The following is a 21,595-nucleotide window of genomic DNA, read 5'->3' as shown; positions in this document are numbered from 1 at the left end:
GTGTCAGTTCGAATCTGATCACTTGTTGTTGTAAGACCTTCCATTTCACGCCCCTACATTGGTTGAACTCAATACTAAACGTGCAAGAGAAGTAAGCCCGAGAATTATTACTTAGCACTATGTGCTGAGAATTTATGAATTCCTTGGCTCCGGAATTTATCTCTTGAGTGTAAATATGGATGAAGCCAAAAGCGGTGGCATTAACATAGGTTAAGGCTCTATTAAAATATCGAAAGTAGAAGTAATTAGCCCAGAAATGGTTGTCCTACTTAATTCGGACTATTGAATTACCGCGGAATAATCTGCGGTTGTGTCGCCAAGTAACTGTCGTCAAACTCGACAAGCTCTTCAAGTTTCCTGCGATTCAGGAATTCAACGATGCCGTTTCTAAAAGAAACAAGGCCGTTGACGCGCAAGTCCTTCAGGACGCGGTTGATATGGACGGTCGACAAGCCGACGGCGTCACCGATATCGGATTGTGTCAGTGGGCACTGGAAACCATCCATGCCCGGGCGCTTCCGGTCAGGCCCGATACGGGCGGCAAGCTCAAGGAGAAGGTGGCCGGTGCGGGCCAGCGCGTCGCGGCGGCCGACATTGGCCAGGCGCTCGGACATCCGGGCGTGACAGCGCATCATCTCGGCCATCACGATGTCCTGGCCGGTGGTGCTGTCGAGATAGCGGGCCAGCGTCATGCCGCTGAGCTCGTAGAATTGAGTAGGCGAAATCGCTTCGATCATCTCACGGGCGATTGCCACCGATGGCGTCCAGATGATGTCGCCGGGGAGAATGAATTCGAGAATGACGCGCGTGCCGTTGGGCAGCGATTTGCACGATACCGCCCAGCCGCTCACAAGAATAAGCAGCGCCGCTTTTCTGGCTTCCGGGTCAAAGACGATATCGCCGTCGTCATAGGCGCGGTAACTCCCGCCCGATAACGAAACCCTTTGCCCTTGTATTCTGACCAGCCCAAGATTTTCGTGGTCCGACCCTTCGTATATCGCCACGCCCCGCCTCCAGCAAACTTCGTGGTTCTCTTTCCCCTTAATTACCTTTTAACCATTAAATATGAGAAGATCGTAACATGAATATTTATCGTTGTCTCGCCGATGCCATTGTTGGTGGGGATAGATTTGCGGGAATGGTTATTTTCAATAGTGGTGCAGAATAATTCTCGTATTTATACACTCTGTGTCAATTTATTACGTTTTTTGGCCTTTGGACTCGCGTTAAAGTATTCGTTGCCGCGCAAAATCGACCGCACGTTCAAAAGCGCAGATTTGGCTGAAGTCACTTGTTCGTGATGACGGGCCGGATCGATGCCTTCGCGCTCCGCTTTGGCGACCATCGCGGCGATCTCTGAAGGGGTGCTTCCGGCGGCGGCGAAGAAGCCTGCGCGGTCCATCGCCTTGAAGAAACCTTCGACTTTCCCATCCCAGGAAATGCCGACGGCCGGGATCTGCATCGCATGTGCGGCGATGCAGGCATGCAGGCGGTGGGCGACGATGACGCTGTTTTCAGCAAGGATCGAAAGCAGCTGTTGCGGGTCCTGCGGGCGGCCGGCAAGTGCCAGCTCTCCTGCTGTGCCGATGCCGGCAGTTTCTGCCGCGGCGAACACCGCTTCCGCCAGCCGTTGGTCTTCGCTTGCACCGTTGGAGAAGAGCGTGACGCGGTAGCCGGTGCCGGTCAGCTCGGCAATCAGCGCCAGATAGTCGGCGACCGAGGTCAGCGGAATGGCAGCGCCGGCGCGCGAGGCGTGGCGGGCGAGAATCTTCGGTTCGGTGACGCAGAGGCCGACATTTCCCTGGATGGGGGAGGTGGCAGGTGCGAGAGAGCCTGCCAGCAAGCCGGGATCGGGCTCGATTTCGGGAATGGGGCCGGTTGGGAAATGCTGCAGCCAGTTGCGGTATGCAAAGCCGTCACGCACCGACAGATGCTTCAGATTGGTGCCGAGCAGGCGGCCGAACAGCCGTTTTGCCGGTTCCGACCAGTGCGGGCCGACGCCGACGGCGTAGATCGCGAGCGGCTTCTTCGAGCGAGCGACGCAATCGAGCAGCGTGCCGACCTTCAGCGGGAAATTCAGGTCGTCGTCCTGGAAGAGGTTGCCGCCGCCGAGGATGACGGCATCGGCGGCAGCGATCTTCTCATCCCAGAGACGGCTGCTCGTCTTCAGCTGCTTGGCCAGCGCCCGGGAAACGACGGCGCGGCGGATGGGGGCGGGCAGATGGCGGAGGATATTGAGGATCAGCGCGCGGTTGCGGCTGGTGCCGACGGCGGTGCGCCCGGCGAGATCCAGCGTCTCCACCTCGCCGCCTTCGGCCCGCAGGGTCTCCTCGATGCAATCGGCCAGCAGGCCGTCGCCGAGATTCTCGCTGTATTTGACGTTGAAGACCAGGATTTTCATGAGCGGGCCTGTGCAGCATCCTGATGCGCGCCCGCAAAGCGGAATGCCGGATTGTTGTGGGCCGGGCGGCTGACGGTGCGCGGCAGCGACAGGGCGGCAACGCCACCCGCCAGGATGTAGAAGGTCAGGCCGAGATCGTAGACGGTGCCCGATATGGTTGCCGTCACCAGCACGGCGTAGAAGCCGAGCTTGGCGGCGCGCACGGCGGCGATATCCTCGTTGCGTTCCGGATCGTATTTCGGCAGCCGGGCGGTGAAGACGGCGATCGCGAAGATGACGAAGATCATCGTGCCCACGACGCCGAGATTGGAGAGCAGCACCAGCACGAAGCTCGAGGCGCGGGCGCTGCCGAGGCCGGCGCCGAAGCCATAGGTATTGACGAAGCTTTCATAGGCGACGGCATTCCACATGAAGCGCTCGCGGCCGGATTGGCTGTCGGCCTTGGAGAGCACCATTTCGTCGAGGAAGTCGTGAAGGCCGGCCGCCATGTCGGGCAGGGCGACGACGACGATGATGGCCACCAGCGGCAAGGCGGCGGCGGCGACGGTGATTGCCAGCGCGTGGCGGCCGCGGATTGCCCGCAGCAGCAGGAAGGGCATCACCGCGGCAACGCCGACGAGGGCGGTCGCCGAGGTCGAGAGCAGCAGGGCCGCCAGCAGCGACAGCGCCAATATGCCGGTGACGCGCGTGCGGATGCCGTCAAGCCACAGGCTTGAGATCGCGGCGAAGAACACCAGCGTATAGTCGGCGAAGGCGGACGCCTCCGGGAAGGTGCCGGAAATGCGCTTCAGGCCGCCTTTTTCGGCACCCGTCAGCAGCGCGTAATTGGCGGTGCGCACGAAGCCCATCAGCCATTCGGTGCGCGAATAATAGGTGAGGATATCGGCGACGGCGAAGGCGAGGTTGATGGTCGTCGTCGCAATCAGCGCCGTGACCAGCGAGGTGGCGATGCCCTCGCGGCGGAACCAGGCGAATGTGCAGCCGAAGCAGAGCAGGCCGCCGATCGCATAGACCGTCTGCGTGATGTTGTTGGAGGAGAAGCGCAGCGGCGTGAGTGCAATGAAGCTGCGGGCGCCGACCTGCCGCTCGACCACCATGGTCTCGGCCATGCCGGCGAACAGGCGCGGGAAGAAGACTGCCGTCACCAGCCCGAAGATGGTGAGCGTCAGCAGGAAGAAGCCGATCCGTGGTGGTACGAAAGCCGCAAACACCCGGCCTTCGCCGCAGCTCATGATGACGCGGATGCAGAAGAAGACCAGAAACAGGTTGGGAACCAGCACCGATGCACCGCCGAGGCCCGACAGGTTGAAGGCGGCGGCCGAGCCGAAGACGGTGGAGGCGAACATGAACAGGAACGACCAGACCGGCGGCATATAGAGTGCCGCCGCGCCAAGTACCAACGTCAGCAGTCCCATGATCTGAAAGTGCATGGAAGTCGTTGTCCCGCCCGATTTAGAAAAAGACTAGCATGCTAGGAACCGGCGCGTATTTACGCCCCGGACTACTTCTTTCGGGCAGGGCTTCGGCCGAACGTGGTTCTTCACCCGGTTTTGCGCTCTGCCTATCGTTCGCGGCATGTCAAAGCTATCGAAGACTTCTCGCAGTGATGAATTGACGGGCGGCCGGCGGCCTTTGCTGCTGGCGCTCTGTGCGGCCGCTCTCGCGATGGCCGCGCCGGCGCCTGTCTTTGCCGAGGATGCGGCTGTAACCGGCGATACCGGTGACGGGCTCGATCTCGACAAGATGAAGATGACCTTCGCCGACGAGTTCGACGATCTCAGCGTTTCGGCCTGGGGGCCGGGAACGCGCTGGATCGCCCATACGCCGTGGTCGGGCGATTTCGGCGGCGCGCGCTTTGCCAATCCCAAGGACGGCTTTCCGTTCACCGTCGACGACGGCGTGCTGCGTATCGAGTCCTCGAAGGACGGCAAGGGTGAGTGGCGCTCCGGCCTGCTTGCCTCCGTCGATCCGAAGGGCAATGGCTTTGCGCAGCAGTACGGATACTTCGAAACGCGGGCGCAGCTGCCGACCGGACCGGGTCTCTGGCCGGCCTTCTGGCTGATCGGCAAGGACCGCTCGAAATCGACCGCCGAGATCGACGTGATGGAATATTACGGCGACAAGCCCGACGGCTATTCCTCGACCGTCCACGTCTGGTACCGCAACGGCGACCACTATTCGAAATTCTCGCGCATCAACGCCTTCCTGAAGAACAAGCCGGGCGATTTTCATACCTATGGGGTGAAGATCGACGAGAAATACATCCGCATGTATTTCGACCGGCAGATGGTCTGGAAGACCGAGACGCGGCCGGAACACCAGCAGCCGATGTATGTGCTGCTCAACCTTGGCCTGGTCGACAATGTCACCAAGGCGAGCGCACCCGATCCATCGCATATGTATGTCGATTACGTGCATGTCTACGCGCTGCCGCAGCAGCCGTAATTTCCAGGTTTCACAAGCAATTGCGGGAGCGGCAGAGATGCCGCTCCCGGCGCATTTCCGGCCCTCCCGGGCAGGCTAATTCTTTTGGCTAGGTAGGGCACTAACGGATAGCCCCATGCGTCGGCCGGTCTACACCCTCTAGCGCTTTGGAGGGCCGGTTTGGCGAAGAGGTCATCCCAATGATCATCTGGCGAAATCCCGCTGAAATGGGAAGGTCGCCACACGAATGCCGCGCAGCAGAAACCCGCCAGCAGACGACAAGGGGGAAGTGCAATGACGGGCCTAGCATATCCAGGGACGATCGAGAGAAGCGATACGGTCAGCTACGACCGCGAAAAGGGATTGCCGGAGATCTTTCGCGCGCATGTGCAGAAGAATCCGTCGGCCACGGCATTGGTTTTCGGCAGCGTCTCGCTGACCTATCGCGAGCTCGACGAGCTCTCCGACAAGGTGGCCGTGACGCTGGAAGAGCGGGGCGTCTCGAGGGGTGACGTCGTCGGTCTTCTTCTGCCGCGCAGCTTGGAAACGATCGTCTGCATGCTGGCCGCCCTGAAGGCGGGCGCCGCCTACCTGCCGCTCGATCCGGCCTATCCGGCCGAACATCTCGATTATGTCATCCGCGAATGCGCTCCGAAGGTGATCTTCGCCGAAGCGGCGTCGATCCAGAAGCTGGCACTGATCCCGGGCCTTCCGAGCAAGGTTTTCGATGCACGGGCGGTTATCGCCGAAGCTTCCGCATCTCCGACGGTTCGCCCGGCCGCGCGGCCGGCCGGCGACGACGTCGCCTATGTGATGTTCACCTCTGGCTCGACCGGCCGCCCGAAGGGCGTCGTCGTGGCGCATCGCGGCATTGCCAATCTGGTGCTGGAACAGGATTTCAATCCGCTCACCAGCAAGGATGTCGTGCTGCATGCGATGACGATCTCCTTCGATGCCTCGACATTGGAAATCTGGAGCGCGCTGCTGAACGGCTGCAAGCTGGTCGGCATGCCGGATCTGAACTTCTCGATCAGCCGCCTTTGCGACCTGATTGAAGAACACGGCGTCACCTTCCATGCCTCGACGCCCGGCCTGTTCAATCTGCTTGCCGATTTCGGCCGTGACCGGGTTCAGTCGCTGCGCCATGTGCTGTTCGGCGGCGATGTCGCCTCGGTCGCCCATTCGCTACGCTTCCTGCAGTCGCATCCGAACTGCCGCCTCACCAACGCCTACGGCCCGACCGAAGCGACGGTGCTGGTGACCGGCTATAACATCCCGGCCGATTTCAAGGGCACCGAAATGCCGATCGGCAAGGCGATCGGCAACACGCAGATCCTCATCCTCGACGATCATCTGCATGAAGTGCCTGTCGGCGAAGAGGGCCAGATCGCTCTCGCTGGCGAGGGGCTTGGCCTCGGTTACTTCAACCGGCCGGAGCTGACGCGCGAGCGCTTCGTCATGGTCGAGACCCGCGATGGTCCGGTCCGCTGCTACCTGACCGGCGATCTCGGCACGATGGATGCCGACGGCACCGTTCATTTCCACGGCCGCCGCGACCGCCAGGTGAAGGTCAACGGCAAGCGCATCGAGCTCGACGAGATCGAGACGGCGCTGCGCAACGATACGCGGCTTTCGGAAGCGGCCGTCGTCTGCCAGGTGATGGGACCGGAACTGAAGCAGATGATCGCCTTCCTCTGCCCGCGCGAGGATCTGCGCGGCAGGGACCAGGAACTGACGCGCGATGTCATGGCGACGCTGCGCGGCCGCCTGCCGGCCTTCATGATCCCGAACTCGGCAATCGTCATCGATCAGATGCCGATGACCCGGGCCGGCAAGATCGATCGCTCGAAGCTTCTGGCTCCGGTTGTCGAGGCTGCGCCGAGCGCGATCGAGATCGCCGCTGACACCGGCAGCGAGGCGATGCTGACGCGGCTCTGGCGCGATGCGCTGGGCAACAAGCCCGTCGATCTCGACACCAACTTCTTCGATCTCGGCGGCACCTCGCTGCAGCTGATGCAGATCCACGCCCGCATGGAGGCCGAGCTCGGCCGCCAGGTTCCGGTCGTCCAGCTCTTCAAGCACTCGACGATCCGCGAACTATCGCGCTTCCTCGAGGGCAAACACGACAATTCGGGCCGGGACGCTGCGGCAGCCCTGCGCGCCGAACAGCAGCGCAACAATATGGCTCGGTTCCGGAGGAACACGAAATGACAGGGGATCGTGGGGGCGACGCCGGAGAAGCCTTGCCTGATGCAGGGCAGATCGCAATCGTCGGCATGTCGGGACGGTTTCCCGGAGCGAAGAACGTCGATGCGCTCTGGGACCTCGTCGCATCCGGCGAGAACAGCTTCTACAAGTACAAGCTGGATGAGCTCGAAGACTCCTTTACCGATGAGGAGAGGGCTCTCCCGAATTTCGTCCCGGCACGCCCGGCGCTTGCCGATGTCGACATGTTCGATGCCGATTTCTTCGGGATGTTCCCGAAGGAAGCCGCGGTCACCGATCCGCAGCACCGCATCTTCCTGGAAATCTGCTGGGAAGCGCTGGAAGACGCCGCCTACGATCCTGCCAAGTATGAAGGCCTGATCGGCGTCTTCGCGGGCGCCTCGATGCCGACCTACCTGATCAACAACGTGCTCCGCGACCGCCAGACGGCCGAGGAGATGACCTCGAACTACCAGATCGGTTTCTACCAGCAGATCGTCGGATCGCTGACCGACGCGCTCGCCACCCGCGTTGCCTACAAGCTCGATCTCCAGGGTCCGGCCTTCTCGCTGCAATCGGCCTGCTCGACCTCGCTGCTTGCCGTCTCCCAGGCCTGCCAGAACCTGCTCACCTATAGCTGCGACATGGCGCTTGCCGGCGGCGTCTCCGTGACCCTGCCGCAGAAGCGCGGCTACATGTATCAGGAAGGCGGCATGGTCTCGCCGGATGGCGTCTGCCGTCCGTTCGATGCCGATGCTGCCGGAACCGTGTTTGCGAGTGGCGCCGGTGTCGTGGCGCTGAAGCGTCTCGAAGATGCGCTGCGCGACGGCGACCGCGTCTATGCCGTGATCCGCGGCTATGCCGTCAACAATGACGGATCGGAAAAGGTCGGCTTCACGGCGCCCAGCATCGCCGGCCAGGCCAATGTCATCTCGGCAGCCATCGCCAATGCCGGTATCGAGCCTGAAACCATCGGCTATATCGAGTGCCACGGCACCGCCACGCCGCTCGGCGATCCGATCGAGTTCGGCGGCCTCAGCGAGGCCTTTTCCAGCATTTCCGGCCGCCGCCGTAATGTGGCGCTGAGCTCCGTCAAGGGCACGGTCGGTCATATGGATGCGGCTGCCGGCGTCTGCGGCCTGATCAAGACGGCGCTGGCGCTGAAGAATGCCAAGCTTCCGGGCATGCCGAACTATCGTTCGCCTAACCCGCGCATCGACCTTGCCAACAGCCCCTTCTACATCCTCAACGAAATGGCCGACTGGCCGGCCTCCGATACGCCGCGCCGCGCCGGTGTCAGCGCCTTCGGGGTCGGCGGCACCAATATTCACGTCGTGCTGCAGGAAGCGCCTGCCGTTGCCGAGGCGGCGGCGGCTCAGGGTCCATTCATCGTGCCGCTCTCGGCCCGCACGCCTGAGGCGCTTGCCGCGATGCGCGGCAATCTGCGTGCCCATCTCGAAAGCAAGCCGGATGTGACGCTCGCCGATGCCGCCCACACGCTGCAGACCGGCCGCCGCACCTTCGCCCACAGAAGCGCCTTCGCCGCCATGAACCGCGACGACGCGATCGAGCGGCTGAAGTCCGAGCGCTACACGTCGATGACCGCCGAGGACACAGCGCCGCCGATCGCCTTCATGTTCCCGGGGCAGGGCGCGCAATATGTCGGCATGGGCGCTGCCCTCTATAGCCGCGAGCCGGAATTCACCCGCTGGATCGACCGCGGCGCCGAACTGCTGAAGATGACGCTGAATGCGGATCTGCGCGAATATATCTGCCATTCCGGCGCCGTGACGCAGACGATGATGGACGAGCAGCGCGAGACGCAGATCGCCCAGCCCTGCCTCTATCTCGTCGAGCATGCGCTGGCCCGTCTCTGGATGAGCCGTGGCGTGCGTCCCTTCGCGATGATCGGTCACAGCGTCGGCGAATTCGTTGCCGCCACGCTCGCCAATGTCATCTCCTTCGAAGACGGTCTTCGCCTGGTCGCCACTCGTGGCCGCCTGATGCAGAACCAGCCGCATGGGGCGATGGTCTCGGTGCGCTCCGATATCGAGACGGTCTCGGCGCATCTGCGCGAGGGCGTCGAGATCGCTGCCGTCAACGCGCCGAAGCTCTGCGTCATCTCCGGCACCTTTGCCGCCGTCGATGCCGCCTGTGCCTCGCTCGACAGCGCCGGTATCGCCTATAGCCGCCTGCATACGTCGCACGCCTTCCACTCGGCGATGATGGATGCGGCAGCCGATGCGCTGCGCGACGAGACCGCCCGCGTTACCTATGGCACGGCGACGCTTCCCTATATCTCCTGCGTCACCGGCGACTGGCAGACCGGCGAGCGCGGCACGTCGCCGGATTACTGGGCACGCCATTGCCGCGAAACCGTGCGGTTCGCCGCCGGTCTCGAAACGCTCTGCCGCGGCGTCAAGCCGGTGCTGATGGAGATCGGCCCCGGCCGGGCGCTCTCGACCTTCGCCTCGCAGACGCTCGCCAAGGAAAATGTCGCGACGATCATCCAGTCGCTGCCCGAGCATGACCGCGCCGATGCGGCGCCGGAGACGCTCGGCGATGCCGTCGGCAAGCTCTGGATGGCCGGCTGCAACATCGACTGGTCGGCCTGGTCGCGCGGCGGCAGCAAGGTTCATCTGCCGACCTATCCCTTTCAGCGCAAGCGCCACTGGATCGACGCGCCGCCTTCGGCACGCCGCGCCGCGGCAGGCGCTGCTTCACAACCCGTTTCCGTACCCGTGGCAACCCCCGCCACCAGCATTCAAGAGCAACCTACCGGTGAGAGTAAACCAATGACCGTTGCATCCGTTGTCGATCGTGTTCCTGTCATCGAAGCTTCCCTGCTTCGGATTCTGAGCGACATTTCGGGCGAGTCGCTCAGTGCCAGCGATAGTTCCGCAACCTTCCTCGAACTCGGCTTCGATTCCCTTCTGATCGGCCAATTCGCCCAGAAGGTGGAGCGCGAATACAAGGTCAAGATCTCCTTCCGCGAGCTCTTGAGCAACATCCCCTCGATCGCCGATCTCGCCCGCCATCTCGACCGCGAGATGCCGGCCGACAAGGCTCCGGCTGCTGCCGCACCTGTCGCGACTGCCCCGGCCGCTGCTGCCGCTCCGGTCCAGGTGGTGTCGCAGCCGGTCATGCCGGTTGCCGCACCGCGCATCAATCCGCTGCCGGCGGCTTCCGGTACGGGCCTCGAAGCTCTGATGCAGTCGCAGCTGCAGGTCATGCAGTCGCTGTTTGCTCAGCAGATGGCGCTGATGCAGGGTGGCGTCTCCGAAGCCGCGCTGATGCCGGCGCAGGTCGTCGTGCCTGCCGCTCCTGCACCGGAGCCGGTCACTGAAGCCGCGCCCGCAGCGCCTGCCGCTGTTGCAGCACCCACTGCGCCGGAAGGCGAGGGTGGTGGCGATGCTCCGCAGGCCTCGCGCCGCATGAAGCTCTACAAGCCGGGCACCAAGAGCACGGTTTCCGAGCTGTCGCCGGAAAAACGCCAGTTTATCTCGGATCTTATTGCCGCCTATGAAACCAAGACGCGCCGGTCGAAGTCCTCGACCGCCCGCTATCGCCGCCGCCTTGCCGATCCGCGCACGGCCTCCGGCTTCCGCCCGGAATGGAAGGAAATGATCTTCCCGCTGGTCTGCGACCGCTCGAAGGGCTCGCGCCTCTGGGATATCGACGGCAACGAATATATCGACCTGGTCAACGGCTTCGGCCAGACGGCTTTCGGCCATGCGCCTGATTTCGTCGTCCGCGCCGTCAAGGATCAGGCCGATGACGGCTTTGCCATCGGCCCGCAGACGCCGCTTGCCGGTGAAGTCGCCGACGCGATCGCGACGCTGACCGGCCACGAGCGCGTCACCTTCTGCAATACCGGCTCGGAAGCGGTCATGGCGGCGATGCGCCTGGCGCGTGCCGTCACCGGCCGCGACAAGATCGTGGTGTTCTCCAACGACTATCACGGCCAGTTCGACGAAGTGCTGGTCAAGGGCCGCAACCGTGCCGACAATCCCTCGGCGATCCCGATCGCTTCGGGCATCCCGGCTGCGTCTGTTTCGAACATGGTCGTGCTGCGCTACGGTGCCCCTGAAAGCCTCGACTATATCCGCGGCAACGCCGACGATATCGCCGCGGTCATCATCGAGCCGGTGCAGAGCCGCCATCCGGAACTGCGCCCGGTCGAGTTCGTCCGTTCGCTGCGCCAGATCGCCACCGATGCCGAATTTGCGCTGGTCTTCGACGAAGTCGTCACCGGCTTCCGCGTCGATCCGGGCGGCATGCAGGCGATCTGGGGCATCAAGGGCGACATGGCCACCTACGGCAAGGTCATCGGTGGCGGCATGCCGATCGGTGTCCTAACCGGCAATGCCCGCTTCATGGACGCCCTCGACGGCGGCCACTGGAATTATGGCGATGACTCGGTGCCGATGACGGCACCGACCTTCTTCGCCGGCACCTTCGTCCGCCATCCTCTGGTTCTTGCCGCCATGCGCGCGGTCATCGACCATATCAAGGGCGATGGTGCCATTCTTTATGATTGGGTCGCGGAACGCACCCAGGCGCTGATTGCCGAAATGAATGCCGATCTCGCCAAGCGCGGCATCAGCATGACGATCCATGGCTACAAGAGCTGGTTCATCACCGATTTCGGCGGTGAAGATCCGCTCGGCGCGCTCGTCTATCCGCATATGCGCCTGAACGGCATCCATATCCAGGAAGGTTATCCCTGCTTCCTGACGACGGCGCATGTCGAGGAAGACTTCAACGCCATCGCCGCTGCCTTCCGCAAGGCGCTCGATGCCCTGCAGGGCGTCGGTATCCTCGCTCCGGCGGAACGCAAGACCAATGGTGTTTCCAACCCTTTCAAGTCTGAGGACAAGCCGCGGCTGCACTCGGCGCCGCTGACCGAGGCGCAGAAGGAAGTCTGGCTCGCAGCCCAGGCCGGTGACGAGGCATCCTGCGCCTTCAACGAATCCTTCCTGTTGCGGCTCGAAGGCGATTTCGACCATGCCGTCTTCCAGCAGGCCGTCGATCGTGTCGCGGCACGCCACGATGCGCTGTCCATCAAGTTCTCGCGCACCGGCGAAAACTTCGAATTCATCCAGGACTTTCGCCTCGAAGTGCCGCTGATCGACATGTCCGGCGACAGCGATCCGGAAGCCCGCCTGCAGGAAATCCTCGATGGCGAGGCGCGCACGCCCTTCGATTTCGTCGAGGGCTATCTCGCCCGCGCCGCGATCATCAAGCTCGCTGCGGACCAGCATGTCTTCGTCTTCACCGGTCACCACATCATCTGTGACGGCTGGTCGCTGAACATCTTCGTCAACGAGCTCTCGACCGTCTATTCGGCGATCAAGGAAGGCAAGGAGGCGGAGCTGCCGCCGGCCATGTCCTTCGCGACCTATGCGACGCAATATGCACCGAACTCGGAGACCGATCCGGCGACCGAAGCCTTCTGGCTCGATCAGTTCAAGACCATTCCCGAACTGCCCGAGCTGCCGCTCGACCGCCAGCGCCAGGAGCCGCGCACCTTTGCGGGCGGCACCTGCACCGGCTTCATTTCGAGCAAGCACTACAAGTCGCTGAAGAAGGCCGGTGCGAAGTCGGGGGCAACGCTGTTCTCGACGCTGCTTGCCGCCCTGCAGGTCATGGTCGCACGGCTTTCCGGCCAGCAGGACATCGTCATCGCCATCCCGTCTGCCGGCCAGACGCTCGCCGGTGACGAGGTGCTCTTCGGCCACTGCGTCAACCTGCTGCCGCTGCGCCAGACCGTCGATGCGCATGAGAGCTTCCTGACGCATCTGAAGGCGACACAGCAGCTGGTGTTCAAGGCCTTCGAAAACCAGGCCTATACCTACGGCACGCTGGTCAGGAAGCTCGGCGTCAAGCGCGATGCCCGCCGCCTGCCGCTGACGGAAATCCAGTTCAACCTGGAGCGTGTTGCCGGTGACGAAAGCTTCGGCGACCTGAAGGCGCAGATGGCGCCGAATGCCAAGGCCTTCTCCAACTTCGACCTGTTCTTCAACATGATAGAAGGCCGCGACAGCGTCCGTATCGACGTCGACTACAATGCCGATGTCTTCGACCGCGAAACGGTCGAGCGCTGGATCGGCCACTTCGACACGATGGTCAGCGCCCTTGCCGACGATCTGACGATGGCGATCGAACAGGTGCCGATGCTTTCAGCCGAAGAACGCTCGTGGCTGATCGGTGATCTCAACGACACGGCTTCCAGCTACGACCAGGAAGAACTCGCCGTCTCGCTCTTCGCCAAGCGTGCTGCCGAGCATCCCGATGCGACGGCCGTCCAGTACGGTGCCGAGACGATCAGCTACGGCGATCTCGAGGCCCGCTCGAACGCCCTGGCGCTGGAGATCCAGATGGCGGTGCCGCAGCCCGGCCAGCGCATCGCGCTGCTCTGCGACCGCTCGATCGCCATGGTCGTCGCCCTGCTGGCGATCATGAAATCCGGCCATGCCTATGTGCCGATGGATCCCGGCCATCCGGTCGAGCGCCTCAGCCAGACCATCGATGCCGCCCGTATCGGCGCGATGATTGCCGATAGCGACGAGATGGCAGCCCTTGCCGCCGGCGTTCCGGTCATTCGCCTCGACAAGACTCGGGATGCTGCTTCGCTGACGGAGGCGGTCCTAAAAAACTTGCCTGAGGCCAGTGCGGCCGCCTATGTCATCTTCACATCGGGTTCGACCGGCGTGCCGAAAGGTGTAGAGGTTCCGCACCGCGCGCTGACCAACTTCCTCCTGTCGATGCAGCGCGAGCCGAAGTTCACGGCAGATGACAGCATCGTCGCGGTCACCACGATCTCCTTCGATATCGCCGCACTCGAACTCTACCTGCCGCTGATCTCTGGCGGCAAGGTGATCATCGCCGACCGCCAGACGGTGCAGGATGGCTTTGCGCTGGTCGATCTCGTCAACAAGAGCGGGGCAACCGTCCTGCAGGCAACGCCGACCCTCTGGCAGATGCTGGTCGAGGCCGGGCTGAAGAACCAGCCTTCGCTGAAGATGCTCTGCGGCGGCGAGCCGATGCCGAAGGACCTGGCCCGGGCGCTGCTGACGATCGGCGGCGAGCTCTGGAACATGTACGGCCCGACCGAAACCACCATCTGGTCTTCCGTCGAGCAGGTCACCGACGCCGGCAAGCCGATCACCATCGGCCACCCGATCGCCAATACCCAGCTCTATATTCTCGATGAGACCAACCAGATCGCCCCGATCGGCGTGATCGGCGAACTCTGCATCGGTGGCGACGGCCTGGCGAACGGCTACTTCGACAGGCTCGATCTCACCGAGAAGGCCTTCGCTCCCGTCGCCTTCGACCAGGGCAAGCCGCATCGCCTCTACAGGACGGGCGATGTCGGCAAGCGGCTGGTGGATGGTTCGCTGCAGCTGCTCGGCCGCCGCGACCAGCAGATCAAGCTCAGAGGCTTCCGCATCGAACTCGGCGACATCGAATCCGTCGTCGCCCAGGTGCCGGGGATCGCGCAATGCGCCGTGGTTCTTGCCGAGAACGAGAAGGGCGACAAGTCGCTGGTCGCCTATGTCGTGCCGGCCGCCGGGGCAAGTGAACCGTCGCCCGCCGAACTCGCCGCCCATGCCAAGGCCAAGCTGCCGGGCTACATGGTTCCCGCCTTCTGGGTACCTGAAACCCAGCTGCCGCAGACCGCAAACGGCAAGCTCGACCGCAAGACGCTGAAGCTGCGCGGCCTGCCGAAGCGCGAAACGCAGATCATCACCGTCAAGCCGCGGACCGACATGGAGGCCAAGCTGCTCGCCATCTGGCAGGAAGTGCTGAACCTCCCCGACGTCGGCGTCGAGGACAATCTCTACGCACTTGGCACCGACTCGCTCGCCATCTTCCGCATCGCTGCCCGCATGCTGGATGCCGGCCTGCCGCTCGAAGCCAAGCACCTGCTGCGCCATCCGTCGATCGCCGAACTTGCGGCCTTCGCCGAGGAGCAGAACACGATGAGCCAGACAGCGGCTCAGTATCACGTTCCGTCGCTGAAGGACTTCCGTAACGGCGCTCGCCGCAACGGGCTGGGGAGAGCATCATGAGCGTATTCGAAAAGACACCGTCACAGCCAGAAGACGACCAGGAGATCATCGGCGAGTTTCCCTGCACGCAGACACAGCTGCGCTGCTGGATACTGAACCAGCTCAATCCCGGCAATCCCGGCCTGAACGTGGCGGTTCGCTGGGAGATCCGCGGAAACTTCAAGGCGGCAACGCTGGAAGCCGCCTTCCGCAAGATCATCCAGCGCCATGAGGTGCTGCGCACCCGGATCGTCGAGAAGGACGGTCGTCCCTATCAGCAGGTGGTCAAGAGCGTCGACTTCAAGATGCCGGTCATCGATCTGCGCAACATGACGCCGGAAACCCGCAAGAGCCGCGTGCCGTCGATCGGCGAGGAAACGGCGCGGGTGCCCTTCGATCTCGGCAAGGCCGGTCTCTTCCGCGTCACGCTGCTGATGATGGAAAACGATGTCGGCGTGCTCCTGATCACGGCGCATCAGAGCTGCTTCGACGGCTGGTCGATCCGCGTGCTCGGCCGCGAGCTCGGCGAGATCGCCGCCGCCATCGATGCCGGGCGCACACCCGACGTACCGGAACTGGCGCTTCAATATGGCGACTACGCGCTCTGGCAGGCCGAATATCTGGAAAGCTACGGTTTCGAGACCGAGAGCACCTTCTGGCGCGAGAAGCTGACCGATGTGCCCTATTTCGAAGTGCAGCCGGACCGCCCGCGCGGTCCGGTCAAGACCACCAATGCCGACCTGATCTCGATCCTGCAGCCGATGGATTTCGGCGACAGGATCGATGCCGCCGCCCGTAAGGCGCGCGTGTCGCTCTACAGCTATGGTGCGGCCGTCATCAGCGCCATGCTGCACCGGTTGACGGGTGACAAGTGCGTGCTGTTCGGCTCGAATGTCGCGGGACGCGAGGATACCGATCTCGAAAACCTGATCGGCGTCTTCATCAACACGCTGGTGCTGAAATACGACATCGGCGGCGATCCCACCTTCACCGAGCATGTGCATGCGGCAAACGAGATGCTGGAAGGCGTTCTCGCCCACCAGCGCATGCCGTTCAACGAGCTGGTCGGGATGATCAATCCGCCGCGCGATCCGTCGCGCAATCCGCTGATCTCGGTCAATTTCAACCTGTCGAAGGCCTTCCTCGAAGACCGCCGTTATGGCGAGTTCGAACTGATCAGCGCGCCGTCGCAGTCGCCTGGCGTGATCTACGACCTGAGCTTCATGATGGTCGGCCGCCCGAGCGGCTGGCGCATGTCGATCGAGTACAATACCGACCTGTTCGACCGTGCGACGATCGAGACCTTCCTGAGCTACTGGAAGGAAACCTACGACGCGGTGCTTGCCGATCCGGAGGTTCACCTCTCGGCATTGACGGTGCCGCTGCGCGCCGGCTCGCCGGCGGAGGCCCGCCGTCTCGATCCTGGCAGTGTCGAGGGCGTGCTGCGTTCGCATCCGGCTGTCGGCGAAGCCGCGGTCATATCGGCCGGTGGCGAGACCGGCTCGGTTGCCTTCATCGTGCCGTCGCCGACCTGTGACGAGGCGCTCGACCAGTTGCCTGCGTTGCTGATGCGCCATCTCGAAGCGCAGGTTCCGGCGGCGAAATTGCCGAAGGAAATCAGCGTCCTGATGCGGCTTCCGAAGACGGCTGACGGTTCGGTCGATCGCTCCGCGCTCCGCCTGCCGGCGAAGGCGCCTGCGACACCGGTCGCTGCGGCAAAGCCTAAGAACACAGCTTCGTTGAAAGCCGATCCGGAGAAGATGGCGGCGGTTGCGGCGATCTGGAAGCAGGTGCTGAACGTGCCCTCCGTCGAGCCCGGCAGCGATTTCTTCGCGCTCGGCGGCCACTCGCTGCTGGCGCTGCGCATGCTGTCGGCGGTTCGCGAGAAATTCGAGGAGAAGCCCAATCTCGAGCTGCTCTTCCGCGAGCCGACGCTGGAGCGCTTCACGGGCGCGGTGTTCGGCGTCTCCCAGGCGGCTCCCGCCAAGGCAGAGCCGGTGGAAGCACCGGCCGTAGTCCCCGGCAATCCCTGGGAACTGATGACCTGCAAGCAGGGGAGCGGGGCCTCCGCGGTCTATACGCTGAATCACCCGTTCCTTTACTACAAGCTCGCCGGAGCGCTTCCCGAGAACACGCCCGTCTATAACGTCAACATGTTCAATGCGCGTCTCGACGATGCGCTTGCCGGCAAGTCCTTCGAGGAGATCGCCGCCCTGGCGATCGAGGCGATGGAAATCCCGCCGCAGGTGACCTCGGTTGCGATCGTCGGCCTCTGTGTCAACGGCATCCTCGCCTTCGAGATCGCCCGGCAGCTGCGCGAGGCGGGCAAGGAGGTGCAGTTCACCGCGATGATCGACGCCTGGGCACCGGGTTACTTCCGGGCGCAGCCGAAGCTGACGCAGAAGCGCTGGAACATGGAGCGGCGCGTCAAGCGGTCGATCTATTTCACGCAGAAGGTGCTCGGCGGCCGCATGCGGCTGATCGATTATCTCAAGGAGTTCAACCTGACGCTTGGCCTGCTGCGCTTCTTCGGCGTCCGCAAGGGCGAGTATTCGCCCGAGGAAGTCGCCAACGAAGCCGTAACCGGCCTGCTGGTCCGCGCCTCGCGGCAATACAAGCCGGCGCAGACGCAGGATCCGTCGATCGTCTTCCTGCGCAGCGAGGCGCATCACCCACGCGCCGCCAAGCTGCGCTTCGGCTGGGGGGATGCGGTCGCCAAGGATACGGCGGTCGTCAGCCTCAGCGGCTGGCATGAAGACTCTCTCGGCAGCGACGGCATCCGCGAGCTCGCCTCGGCGATCTCGAAGAAGCTGGAATCCCAGAGCGCACAATGAACCGCAACCCGGTGATACGGAGCGACGACATGGAACAAGACAGACCGCTGATGATCGGCGTTCTGGCCGGAACCAAGGATGCGCTGGAAAACTGGCAGCTGGCCATCCTCGACCGGATCAAGGCCGACAAGCGCTTCGTGCTGGAAACGGTCATCGTCCATGACCGTCCGGAGGGCGAGGCGCGGGCCTCCAGGCTGTTCCGGCTGCAATGGCAGATCGAGAACCGCCTGCTTGCCCGTCAGCCGAAATACCTGCCCGGCACCTTCCAGGCGCAGGACCAGCGCTTCGACGTGATGCACGCGATGGCCGACGAGGCGGCGCGGGGCAATTATGTATCGAGACTGGCGTCGGAGCTCGGCCTCGACCTGATCGTGCGGATGACGCCCGCCAGCCTGCCAGCATCGGTGTCGAACCTTCTGCCGCTCGGTGTCTGGTCGTTCAATTTCCTGGACGAGTGCTCGGCCGATGGCAGCTGGTTCGGCTACCGAGATCTGCTGACCAAGGCGCCGGCGACCGAGCTGGTGCTTTCGGCCGATCGAGGCGCTGCCGGCAAGGTGACGATCGCCGCCTGCAGTTTCAACATCAAGATTTCAGCCGCCCGCAACACCGCCTTCATCAAGGAGCGGGCGGTGACGCTGCTGCTGCGCGAGCTGCGCAAGGCGGCGGCGGGCGAGCTTGCGACAGTGCCCGGCCGCCTGCGCAATCCGGCGCCGCCGCCGAAGCTCTCCACCGTCATGCGCTATGGCGCGGCACTCGGCCTGCATCTCTTCGAGCGTGCCGCTGCGGCCGCCGGGCGGCGCATGCATCTGCGCGCTGCCGTCTGGACGCTCTATACCGGTCACGGCAAGATCGACGACTTCGATCCGTCGCAATCGATCGAGGTGCCGCCGACCAAGGACGACATCAAGGCCGATCCGTTCCTCTTCGAGCACGAGGGCAACTGCTACCTGTTCTACGAGTCCTATTCGACCGGAGGGCACAAGGCGCATATCTCCGTCGGCCGCTTCGAGGACGACCGGCTGGTGCCCGTTGGTATCGCGCTGAATTGCGAGCATCATCTCTCCTATCCCTATGTCTTCCGGGATGGTGACGAGATCTTCATGATGCCGGAGACGCATGCGACCAAGCGTGTCGAAATCTGGCGCTGCGTCGAGTTTCCGCTGAAATGGGAGCTTTACTCGACGGCGCTGGAAGGACGATCCGCGGCCGACAACATGCTCGTCCGGCATGGCGGCAAGTGGTGGCTGTTCAGCAATCTCTCCGACTATCACGCCTATGAGGATCACTGCAGCGAGCTTTATATCTACGAGGTCGACGGCCCGGATCTGAAGGGGCTGAAGCCGCACCGGCACAATCCCGTCGTGCTCGGCAGTGTCGCGGCGCGCAATGGCGGACGGATGTTCGAGCGCGACGGTCATCTCTACCGGCCCTCGCAGCGCAATACCAACGGCATCTACGGCTATGGTCTCAACATCATGGAGATCGACGAGCTGAGCCCGGAGGCCTATCGCGAGCGTTGCGTGCGCGTCATCACGCCCGATTTCAAGACCGGGCTGCATGGCTGCCATCATTTCGATGAGGCTGGCGGGCGCTACATACTGGATGCGCGGCTGACGGCGTAGGGCCAATCGCCCTTCAGTCCATACCGGCCTGCAAATGGCGCTTTTCCACGCTTCCGGTGCTCACGTACCTTTAGTACGCTGCGCTCCGGGTCGTGGAAAAACCACCATTTTCGGCACGGCCTGAACCGAATGCCGATTGGCCCCAGAGCTCGTCGAGGCTGCGCCAGCGCAGCTCCGGCGAGCCGCCGCCCGCAAGAACCGCGAGTGCGGCGGCAAAGCCTACCGCCGGCGCCAGGTTGAAGAGTTTCCAGTTCTCCGGACCTGAGGGATCTGAGGCCAGCCGCTTGAGGAGAGGGGCGGGTTCCGTTCCGATCGAGACGTCGAAGGATTGCAGCGGCAGGGAGAGCCCTTCGCCATGCGCCTTGACGAAAGCCTCCTTGCGCGTCCAGCAGCGGAAGAAGCCGTCGAGATATTCGGCTTGCGGGAGGATCGAGAGGTCGCGGCGTTCTGCATCCGAGAAGAAATAGCCGGCGACATCTTCCTTCAGCGGCGCCACCCGTTCGATATCCGCCCCGATCGTATAGCGGTCCGAAACCGCCAGCAGCGCCAGGCCGGCGCTGTGACTGAGGTTGAACTGAAGGTCCGTGGCATGGGCATCGTCGAGCGACGGCTTGCCGTAGCCGTTATAGGTGAAGCGGACATGGCCGGGGGCGATGCCGAGATAGCTTGCGAGGATCTGCCGCAGGCGGCCGCGGCCGGCAATGTAGCGGTTGCGGTCGGCATCGAAGACGAAGCTGGCGGCTCGCGCCCGCTCGTCTTCGCCGAGATGCGGTTCAAGGCTTCGCAGCTGATGCAGCGGCGGCTCGATATCGAACAGCCAGAGGTCGATGATACCGTCGCTGCCGCCCGCGTCAGGTCGCATAGGCGAGCTGTCCGCCGGCCGGGCGCTGCTGCACCATGCGCTTGGCAAGATGCGCCATCAGCATCAGCGGATAGTTTTCGCCGAGGCTGATGCGGCAGGTGCGCCGCAGGATATCCAGCGACTGGGTGCAGGTGTCGCCGCCGTAATCGACGGCCTTGTCGGCCCAGTTATAAGGGTTCATGGCCGGGTGGGCGGTGCGCTTCTGCAGGATCGGCTGCCAGTTGGTGAAGACGTGGCGGCTGGAATCGTAGAGGCGGTAGACGCCGCGCTTGTGCTCGGCGGCGAAGCGCTTGGCATCGTCCTCGGTGTCGAAGATCACATGCAGGCCGGCGGCGGCGGCGATGTCATTATGCGGGCCGACGCGCATGACGTCGCTATGCGAGAGGATCTCGGCCATCACGTCGTAGCGGCGGCGCATCTTGGCGATCATCGGGTCGAGCTTGCTCAGCTGGACGTTCAGCATCGCGCCTTGGATCTGGTTGGCCTTGAAGTTGACGCCGAGGATCGGCGGTTCCTTGATGAATTCGAGATGGCCGCGGAAGAGCGCGCCGATATCGTGGAACATGCGGGCGCGGGCAAAGAGCGTGTGGTCGCCGGTCGCCAGCGCCCCGCCTTCGCCGATGTTGATGTTCTTGAACTGGTTGAAACTATAGGCCGAGGCATGGCCGAAGGAGCCGGTGCGCTTGCCCTTGTAGGTCAGGCCGACGGCCTGGCAGGCATCCTCGATGACGATGAGGTTATGCTCCTTGGCGATGCGCATGATGGCATCCATGTCGCAGACCATGTTCGACATGTGCACCGGGATGATCGCCTTGGTGCGCGGGGTGATCTTGCGCAGGATATCGGCCGGATCCATCGTCAGCGTGTGGTCGATATCGACGAGCACGGGAACGGCGCCGGCGGCGAGCGGTGCGGCTGCCGTGGCGATCCAGGTATAGGCGGGAACCAGCACTTCGTCGCCCGGGCCGATGCCGGCGGCGGCGACGGCCGAGATCAGCGCTGCCGTGCCGTTGCACATGGTCAGCGCATGGGCGACGCCGAATTTCTCGCAGAAATCCGTTTCGAAGCGCTTCAGAGGCCCTCCGGTGTCATCGCTGTAGCGGGCAAGCTTTCCGGACAGCATTACCGGCGCAAGCGCCAGCCATTCACGAACTCCGACACGGGCCATTGGTCAAGTCTCCTGCGCTCCC

General features: G+C 63.3%; 10 protein-coding genes. 5 read left to right on the top strand and 5 right to left on the bottom strand.

The window, feature by feature from the left end; all coding sequences use genetic code 11:
- Positions 1-287 precede the first annotated feature (287 nt).
- From ACEN84_RS23160 to ACEN84_RS23150, 3 genes are all read right to left on the bottom strand, one after another.
- Complete coding sequence (locus tag ACEN84_RS23160) at positions 288-1,004, bottom strand: Crp/Fnr family transcriptional regulator (protein WP_246777448.1); 717 nt, start codon at positions 1,002-1,004, stop codon at positions 288-290.
- Positions 1,005-1,177: 173 nt separating this feature from the next.
- A complete protein-coding gene (locus tag ACEN84_RS23155; protein WP_413710046.1) occupies positions 1,178-2,401 on the bottom strand; it encodes a polysaccharide pyruvyl transferase family protein in 1,224 nt (407 codons plus the stop codon).
- Positions 2,398-3,831, bottom strand: coding sequence for a hypothetical protein (locus ACEN84_RS23150; protein ID WP_413710045.1), 1,434 nt, complete (start codon positions 3,829-3,831; stop codon positions 2,398-2,400). The genes ACEN84_RS23155 and ACEN84_RS23150 overlap by 4 nt, the downstream gene beginning before the upstream one ends.
- Positions 3,832-4,012: 181 nt before the next feature.
- Between ACEN84_RS23150 and ACEN84_RS23145 the strand changes: the two genes are divergently transcribed.
- The 5 genes from ACEN84_RS23145 (at position 4,013) to ACEN84_RS23125 (ending at position 19,543) form a co-directional block, all read left to right on the top strand.
- The gene (locus ACEN84_RS23145) at positions 4,013-4,846 is read left to right on the top strand and encodes a glycoside hydrolase family 16 protein (RefSeq protein WP_246777449.1); all 834 of its coding nucleotides are present in this window, start codon (positions 4,013-4,015) and stop codon (positions 4,844-4,846) included.
- Between the two features lie 273 nt (positions 4,847-5,119).
- On the top strand, positions 5,120-7,036 hold the full coding sequence (locus ACEN84_RS23140) for a non-ribosomal peptide synthetase (protein WP_413710044.1): 1,917 nt from the start codon (positions 5,120-5,122) through the stop codon (positions 7,034-7,036).
- Entirely contained in the window at positions 7,033-15,108 is an 8,076-nt protein-coding gene (locus tag ACEN84_RS23135; RefSeq protein WP_413710043.1) for an amino acid adenylation domain-containing protein, read from the top strand. Before ACEN84_RS23140 ends, ACEN84_RS23135 begins: the two co-directional genes overlap by 4 nt.
- The gene (locus ACEN84_RS23130; RefSeq protein WP_413710042.1) at positions 15,105-17,921 is read left to right on the top strand and encodes a condensation domain-containing protein; all 2,817 of its coding nucleotides are present in this window, start codon (positions 15,105-15,107) and stop codon (positions 17,919-17,921) included. Before ACEN84_RS23135 ends, ACEN84_RS23130 begins: the two co-directional genes overlap by 4 nt.
- Positions 17,922-17,950: 29 nt before the next feature.
- A complete protein-coding gene (locus tag ACEN84_RS23125; protein ID WP_413710041.1) occupies positions 17,951-19,543 on the top strand; it encodes a hypothetical protein in 1,593 nt (530 codons plus the stop codon).
- Between the two features lie 70 nt (positions 19,544-19,613).
- On the opposite strand, the gene ACEN84_RS23120 is transcribed toward ACEN84_RS23125, so the two are convergent.
- Both ACEN84_RS23120 and ACEN84_RS23115 read right to left on the bottom strand, forming a co-directional pair.
- Positions 19,614-20,405: a 4'-phosphopantetheinyl transferase family protein gene (locus ACEN84_RS23120; protein WP_413710040.1), complete on the bottom strand. Its 792-nt coding sequence runs from the start codon at positions 20,403-20,405 to the stop codon at positions 19,614-19,616.
- Positions 20,395-21,573 (bottom strand): DegT/DnrJ/EryC1/StrS family aminotransferase, encoded by a 1,179-nt coding sequence (locus tag ACEN84_RS23115; RefSeq protein WP_413710039.1) that lies wholly within the window; start codon positions 21,571-21,573, stop codon positions 20,395-20,397. The genes ACEN84_RS23120 and ACEN84_RS23115 overlap by 11 nt, the downstream gene beginning before the upstream one ends.
- Between the last annotated feature and the right edge of the window lie 22 nt (positions 21,574-21,595).

Source organism: Rhizobium sp. Rhizsp82 (genome assembly GCF_047325115.1).
In the GTDB taxonomy this organism is placed as follows: domain Bacteria; phylum Pseudomonadota; class Alphaproteobacteria; order Rhizobiales; family Rhizobiaceae; genus Rhizobium.
Note: the sequence above shows the minus strand (reverse complement) of the source record. Positions and strands in the feature narration are given on the sequence as shown.